This is a genomic window from Paenibacillus sp. 598K (assembly GCF_003851045.1).
In the GTDB taxonomy this organism is placed as follows: domain Bacteria; phylum Bacillota; class Bacilli; order Paenibacillales; family Paenibacillaceae; genus Paenibacillus_D.
Window position 1 is genome coordinate 19,790 of record NZ_BFBX01000142.1, and the last position, 7,339, is coordinate 27,128.

Annotated in this window: 7 protein-coding genes and 1 other RNA gene; all 8 read left to right on the plus strand. The window is 56.8% G+C overall.

Annotated elements, in window-relative coordinates; all coding sequences use genetic code 11:
- Positions 1–183: 183 nt before the first annotated feature.
- Positions 184–1,521 (plus strand): extracellular solute-binding protein, encoded by a 1,338-nt coding sequence (locus PA598K_RS31170; RefSeq protein ID WP_128660677.1) that lies wholly within the window; start codon positions 184–186, stop codon positions 1,519–1,521.
- A gap of 3 nt (positions 1,522–1,524) precedes the next feature.
- Complete coding sequence (locus PA598K_RS31175) at positions 1,525–2,421, plus strand: carbohydrate ABC transporter permease (protein ID WP_128660678.1); 897 nt, start codon at positions 1,525–1,527, stop codon at positions 2,419–2,421.
- A 1-nt stretch (position 2,422) separates the two neighbouring features.
- Complete coding sequence (locus tag PA598K_RS31180; protein WP_128660679.1) at positions 2,423–3,262, plus strand: carbohydrate ABC transporter permease; 840 nt, start codon at positions 2,423–2,425, stop codon at positions 3,260–3,262.
- A gap of 192 nt (positions 3,263–3,454) precedes the next feature.
- Positions 3,455–3,652: a 50S ribosomal protein L31 gene (gene rpmE, locus PA598K_RS31185; protein ID WP_128660680.1), complete on the plus strand. Its 198-nt coding sequence runs from the start codon at positions 3,455–3,457 to the stop codon at positions 3,650–3,652.
- A 68-nt stretch (positions 3,653–3,720) separates the two neighbouring features.
- The gene (locus PA598K_RS31190) at positions 3,721–4,128 is read left to right on the plus strand and encodes a hypothetical protein (protein ID WP_128660681.1); all 408 of its coding nucleotides are present in this window, start codon (positions 3,721–3,723) and stop codon (positions 4,126–4,128) included.
- Between the two features lie 84 nt (positions 4,129–4,212).
- Positions 4,213–4,480, plus strand: an RNA gene (gene ffs, locus PA598K_RS31195) — signal recognition particle sRNA large type.
- 232 nt (positions 4,481–4,712) lie between these two features.
- Entirely contained in the window at positions 4,713–6,149 is a 1,437-nt protein-coding gene (locus PA598K_RS31200; protein ID WP_307719905.1) for a PAS domain-containing sensor histidine kinase, read from the plus strand.
- Between the two features lie 105 nt (positions 6,150–6,254).
- Positions 6,255–7,339: DNA polymerase III subunit gamma/tau (gene dnaX, locus PA598K_RS38415; protein WP_260405708.1), on the plus strand; the 1,085-nt coding region annotated here is incomplete at its 3' end.

Genomic DNA, 7,339 nt, shown 5'->3' on the forward strand with positions numbered 1-7,339 from the left:
ATCTGGGGACAACAGCGATCGGAAGATCGATTCCATGACCGGAGGCTCCTTTTGAGGGCAGTTCCCCTCGGAATAGTACACGATCAAGTCTGATTTTTGCCTTCAATAAGCTGGTTCCTCTCTCTATAATTTGGGATATGAAAGCGCTTATCCAATCAAGGCGACAAAAGGGAGGAATCTGTGATGTTGAAAAAAAATTCGACACTTGCTCTGGCATGCGCGCTTGCGCTGACGTTGTCGGCGTGCAGTAGCGGCTCCAATGGGACAACTCCGGATGCTACGAATAAGCCGGCGAATAAAGGCAGCAACCAGGAAGCGGGCGCTTCGGATACGCCGGAGAACGTTACACTGCGCATGGCCTGGTGGGGGAGTCAGCCCCGGCATGATTATACGCTCAAGGTCATCGAGCTGTACGAGACGCAAAATCCGCATGTGACGATCGAGCCGGAGTATGCCTCCTGGGACGATTACTGGAAGAAGCTCGCGCCGCAAGCAGCAGCGAGTCAACTGCCCGACATCATCCAGATGGACCTTTCTTATCTGGCTCAATACGGGGAGAATGGCGTGCTGAGCGACATGACGCCCTTCTTGAATGATCCGATCGATACGACCAACATTGCCGACACGGTTGTCGACGGCGGCAAGATCGGCGACAAGCTGTTCGGATTTAATCTCGGTGTCAACGCCCTTGGCTTCCAGTACGATCCGGCGCTGCTGCAAAAGATGGGCATGAGCGACATCCCGGATGAGTGGACCTGGGACGACTATATGGAGATGGCCGTCAAAGCCAAGAACGCCGGCATCTATGTCGACACCGGCATGCGCGCCGAAGTTTTCCTAGCGTACTACCTTCGTACGCAAGGGGCGTCGCTGTTCAGCGCCGACGGTACTCAGCTTGGTTATGACAATGATCAGCTGTTCATCGATCATTTCTCCCGCGTGACGAAGATCGTCCTGGATGGGGCGGGCATGACGCCGGATCAGAAGGCGCAGCTCAAGGGGCCCGAGGATGACCCGGCCGTCAAGGGCGAGGCGCTCGGCATCTGGCAATGGTCCAACCAGTTCGTCGGCTTCCAGCAGCTGGCGCAGCGCGATCTGGCGATGCAGCCGATGCCTGGACCGAACCGGCAGGAGGGTATGTTCCTGAAGCCGAGCATGTACTTCTCGATCTCGGAGAACTCCAAGGCCAAGGAAGAGGCCGCCAAGTTTATCAACTTCTTCGTCAACGATATCGAAGCGAACAAGCTGATCCTCGGCGATCGCGGCGTGCCAGGCTCCTCGGTCGTCAAGGACGCGCTCCGTCCAGAGCTGACGCCGCAGCAGGTGCAGGTGTTCGATTATATCGCCTGGGCAGAGGAGAACAGCAGTCAGATGGACCCGCCCGATCCGATCGGCGCGGCCGAGGTATTCACGGCGCTGACGACGGTGGCCGAGCAGATGGAGTACGACAAGCTCTCCGTCGCGGAGGGGGCCAAGCAGTTCCGGGAAGAAGCCAACAAAATTTTGGCCAAAAATAAGTAAGCCATGAACAAGACGCTGCGTAATCATCTGACAGGCTATCTGTTTATCAGCCCGTTTCTGATCGGGTTTCTGGCGTTTACCTTGATCCCGATTGGAGCTTCCGCGTATCTTGCCTTTACCGACTACAGCTTGTTCGGCAAGTCGGTCTGGATCGGCCTGGACAACTTCCGGGAGATGTTCACGTCAGACTCGAAATATATCCAATCGCTAAAGGTGACGGCCATCTATGTGTTCGGAGGCGTGCCGCTCCGGCTCGCCTTCGCCCTGTTCGTAGCGATGCTGCTCAATACAGCGACGCGCGCGGTCGGAGCCTACCGGACGATGCTGTACCTGCCCTCGATCATCGGCGGCAGCGTCGCCGTTTCGATCATGTGGCGCAACGTGTTCGGCGATGAAGGCATCGTCAATCTGGGGCTGCGCGCACTTGGTCTGGAGGGGGTGCGGTGGTTCGGCGATCCGCTGGCGGCGATCTGGATGCTGATCTTCCTGTCGGTCTGGCAGTTCGGCTCCTCGATGCTAATCTTCCTGGCCGGTCTCAAAAACATCCCGAGCAGCTATTATGAGGCGGCTTCGGTGGACGGCGCCAATGGCCTGCAAAAGTTTGTGCGGATCACGCTGCCAATGCTGACGCCCGTCATCTTCTTCAATACGATTATGCAGACGATCGGCGCGTTTCTAAGCTTTGTGCCGGCGTATATCATTACGAAGGGGACGGGCGGTCCGCTCGACGGGACGCTGCTCTACTCGCTGTATCTGTTCCGCCAAGGCTTTGAGTTTTTTAATATGGGCTATGCCTCGGCGATGGCCTGGGTCATGCTGGTCATCATCGCGATCCTGACGGCGGTAGTGTTCATGACTTCGCGCTTCTGGGTGCATTACGAGTCGAAGGGGGGCCAATAGGATGCGCAAGACAGCCGTCAAATGGAGCCTGTACCATGTCTTCGTGCTCGTATTCTCGCTGCTCATGCTCTATCCGGTCATCTGGCTCGTGATGAGCTCGTTCAAGCCGACGAACCTAATCTTCCCGACGGCGGGGTCTCTGCTGCCATCGCCCTGGACCTTCGAGAATTATGCGAAAGGCTGGGAGGGCATCGGCAATCAGACGTTCTCCGTCTTCATTCGTAACTCGCTGGTCATCGTCGTGCTCTCGACGGTTGGAGCCGTCGTCTCCTCGGCGCTGGTTGCCTTTGGCTTCGCACGGCTCAAATTCGCCGGCAAGGCGTTCTGGTTTACGGTGATGATGCTGACGCTCATGCTGCCCGGCGAGGTCATTATGATCCCGCAGTACATTTTGTTTGCCGAGCTGGGCTGGCTCAACTCGATCAAGCCGCTTGTCGTGCCGAGCTATTTTGGCCACACCTTTTTTATCTTCCTGATGATCCAGTTTATCCGGACGCTGCCGATCGAGCTCGACGAAGCGGCGACGATCGACGGCTGCAACAAGCTCACGCTGTTCTACCGGATCATCCTGCCGCTCATCCTGCCGGCAATCGCCACCTCGGCGATCTTCTCCTTCTATTGGGGCTGGGAAAATCTGCTCGGACCGGTGCTCTATCTGAACAGCCCGGCCAAGTACCCGGTGTCGATGGCGCTGAAGATGTTCCTCGACAACGAGACGGTCTCCAACTGGGGCGCGATGTTTGCGATGTCGGTGGTGACGCTGCTGCCTGTCTTCGCGATATTTTTCGCCTTCCAGCGCTATATCGTCGAGGGGATCAGCACGAGTGGGCTGAAGGGATAGACGACATTAGCGCAGATTCGTCGCCTACCACCCCGTGCTTGGGCAGCAACGGCAAGGCTCGCTTGAGCAGGGAATGGTCAGCGACCGTTTTACCTTGCGCCATCGCGATACTCCGTGCTATAATCGTCCTTGTGTGTGATTTAAACTCTGGGCCCGCCTGTTGGCTCAGGGCAAAGGAAGAGGTGAATCGTGATGAAACAAGGTATTCATCCGACGTACCATGTAACCACAGTAACCTGCGCATGCGGCAACAGCTTCGAGACTGGTTCGATCAAAGAGAACCTGCGTGTCGAGATCTGCTCCGTATGTCACCCGTTCTTCACAGGGAAGCAGAAGTTCTTGGATGCTGGTGGACGCGTCGACAAATTCAAAAAGAAATACGGCATCTAAGCCTTGCCGCAAATTAACAGCATATAAGAACCTCCCGAAGCCATCCTATGGACAAGGGAGGTTTTCTTATGTTCAGAAGGATGCGTCAAGTGGCCGCGCTCGCTTCCATCCTGTGCATGCTGGTCGCGCTCTTTGGCTGCGGCACGCCGCAGCAAAAGGAGGAGGCCCGGACCAAGAGCTACGGTCATGACGGGTATATGGGACTCTCCAATAGCAACCCGGGCTTGCCGAAAAACTCGTCTTACTTCAGCTACAGCAGCGATATCAACTTCATGCAGGAGAAGCTGAGCGAGTTGGGCGGCATCCAGCATGCCGTCTTCCGGTTCCAGGACCCGGATATCTACGTGACGCTGACGGTGTCGCCGGAGTTGTCGGAGAACGAAGCCGCTGCGCTGCTCGAGCGCGCCCATCGTACGCTCATCGACAACATGCCGCGATATGTCATCCATATGGAGCCATACAAGACCGCCCGTTGAGTACGCATCGGAGTCATGAAGCCTTGAGGTCTTTCCGATAGCTTGGCTTGCGTATTGAGGGAGAATCCGCTATACTTATGTTTGCCGTGCTAGATGGGGAGGTAGCGGTGCCCTGTAACTCGCAATCCGCTATAGCGAGGTTGAATCCCTGTTCTAGGCCATGTGGATGCAAGGTCTGACTTCAGTGAACAGTGTTGACGATCTTGGTCCGCCGCAATGGAGGCCTGTGAACCCGGTCAGGTCCGGAAGGAAGCAGCCGTAAGCATGTTTATCCATGTGCCGGCGGAGTGCCAGGTCAGAGCTGGAATCTGGGGTTCCGCTTGTGTTGCATCGGTCGAAGGCAGGTGCACGGTACTAATGATGAATTTTATATTAGCCACAAACACCTTTTGGAAGCACATCCTGCTCCAAAGGGTGTTTTTTCATTTATATTTCTTTATTAGCTTGTACCCTCGTAATGACCGTTTTTGCTTGTAAGAACGCGAATTGGAAGGAAACCCGCGGCTCGGCAGAGAATAACAATAGGTGCAAATATTTGTAGAACACCGGACCGCATCCTGGAAGAGGTGATTCATTTGAATGATGTGCCTGTTGTTGTGCGCGTGCGCCAGGAAACAATGGAATGGTACTGGAACAAGATTCCTTTTGTTCTGGCCGTTTTATGCGATGCCCAATGTGTGGTGGTTCGGACCAACCTGTTATTCCGCCAAGAGAGCGGTTACGAGGACGCAACCCTGATGGGCCGGCCGCTGGCCGACATCATCATCGATTGCGATCTGGGGGCGGCAGCTTGGGAGACGCCGGCATCGGAGCATCGAGTAAGATTGCGGACGAAGGATGAAGAGTTGCTGGAAATGGAGCTGATGGCGATGCCAATCGAGATCGGCGACACCCGGCACTATCTTGCACTGCTGCATCAAGTCGGAGCCATCCAACAGAGCGGACTTATGCAACAATTTGCGCTGACGCTGCTCAGGGACGAGAGCATGGGCGTCATTTTGCTGCATGCCAATTTCCGTGTCAATGCGATCAGTCCGTTGGCGTGCAAGGTGCTGGGCGTGGCCAAAGAGGAAGTGCAAGGGAAAAGCATGGACGAACTGTTCATCCATGCGCCGCTCGAGCATCAGCTGCTCAAGCAGATGATTGTCGAGGAGCAGCCGGTGCGCAACCATCCGTTCCGTTGGAGTATGGATTATGAGCAGCGTGAGCTGCTCATGGACGCCAATCTGCTGCGGGATCGGCAGGGACGACTGCTGGGCGCCTATGTCACGTTCAAGGATGTGTCCAATCTGCGCTCGCTGGAGGAGCAGGTGCAGCGCAGCGACCGACTGGCGATGATCGGCCAGATCGCGGCGGGCACCGCCCACGAGATCCGCAATCCGCTGACGGCGATCAAAGGCTTCCTGCAAATGTTCAAGAATACAATGAAGGAAAAGGGGCTGAATAAAGAATACGGCTATACCGAAATCATGCTGACCGAAATCGATCGGATCAATGAACTGGTCAGCGAATTTTTGCTGCTGAGCAAGCCCAAAAACATTACGGTGGATCTGATCGATCCGGCTGCCGTCATGAGCGAGATCATGCCGATCATCCAGAACGAAGCGCTGTTGCACGGCATTGTCGTCGATTACCGACTGCCCGAGGTGCTGCCGAGGATCGTCGCCGATCGCGAGATGCTCAAGCAAGTATTCCTGAACATCGGCAAAAACGGCATCGAAGCGATGAAGGAAGGAGGGGTGTTGACGATCTCGGGCGGTGTCGAGCGGGAGCAAGGCTTGCCCCGGTCCGTATGCATCGACATCCAGGATAACGGTCCCGGCATCGAGGCCGGAATCCTCGATCGCATCTTCGACCCGTTTGTGACGACCAAGTCGACGGGCACCGGGCTTGGATTGTCGGTCTGTCAACGGATCATCCATGATATGGGCGGTCTGATCCGCATCAGCACCGGCAGCGGAGGGTCGACGTTTACGGTGAGCATCCCCTGCTCGATCGAGGAGAGAGAGGCGCTGGGGTAGGGTGCGGGCAAGCTCGCCTGTTTCCGCTTGCGGAGGGATCGTGTATAATAGAAACACCCGGGGTGTGACAGACCGGGACGAGCGAAATGGAAAGGAACGATGATGGTGAGCCATATCGCTTTGTACCGCGCCTGGCGTCCCCAGACGTTCCAGGACATGGTAGGGCAACAGCATATTATCCAGACGCTGCAGAATGCGATTCGGGAGCGGCGTATTTCTCACGCCTACCTGTTCAACGGACCGCGAGGCACAGGCAAGACAACCGCTGCCAAGATTGTCGCCAAGGCGATCAACTGCCTAGAAGGTCCAACGACGGAGCCTTGCAATGTATGCGAAGCCTGCAGGGGCATCACGACGGGGACGATTATGGACGTCGTCGAGATCGATGCCGCCTCCAACCGGGGGATCGACGAGATCCGGGATATCCGGGACAAGGTGCGCTATGCGCCCTCGGAGGTTCGCTACAAGGTTTATATTATAGACGAAGTGCACATGCTGACGACCGAAGCCTTCAACGCGCTGCTAAAGACACTTGAGGAGCCGCCAGGTCACGTCGTCTTCATCCTGGCGACGACCGAGCCTCACAAGCTGCCGGCGACGATCATCTCCAGATGTCAGCGCTTCGACTTCCGTCAAGTCTCTATGGAGGAGCAAACCGAGCGGCTGCGGACGATTTGTCAGGAGGAAGGGCTCGAGGCCGAGGAGGATGCGCTCGTCTATGTCGCTCGGCTCTCGGACGGCGGGATGCGGGATGCGATCTCGCTCCTCGAGCAGGTTGCTGCATATTCTGGCGGACGGATCACGCTCGCCGATGCGGTGGACGTCACCGGCGGTCTCGCCGCCGAGCAGTTCGCCGAGCTGGCCGAGGCGGTGCGGCGGCGCGATGTCGCAGCGATCCTGCCGCTTGTCGAGGGGCTGATGCAGGCCGGCAAGAGTGCGGACAAATGTATGGAGAACCTCGTCTACTACTTCCGCGATCTGCTGCTGCTGAAGCTCGTGCCTGGCGGTGCGGCGATGACTGAACGCATCGTCGACACCGAGCAATTCCGTCCAATCGCCGAAGCGTATGATCGGGACCGGCTATTCGCGATGATCGATGTGCTGCATCAGTATCAGGTTGAGATGCGCCACGCCGCCCAGCCGCAGACGCTCTTCGAGGTGGCGCTGATGAAGATCTGCACGCTGCCTGA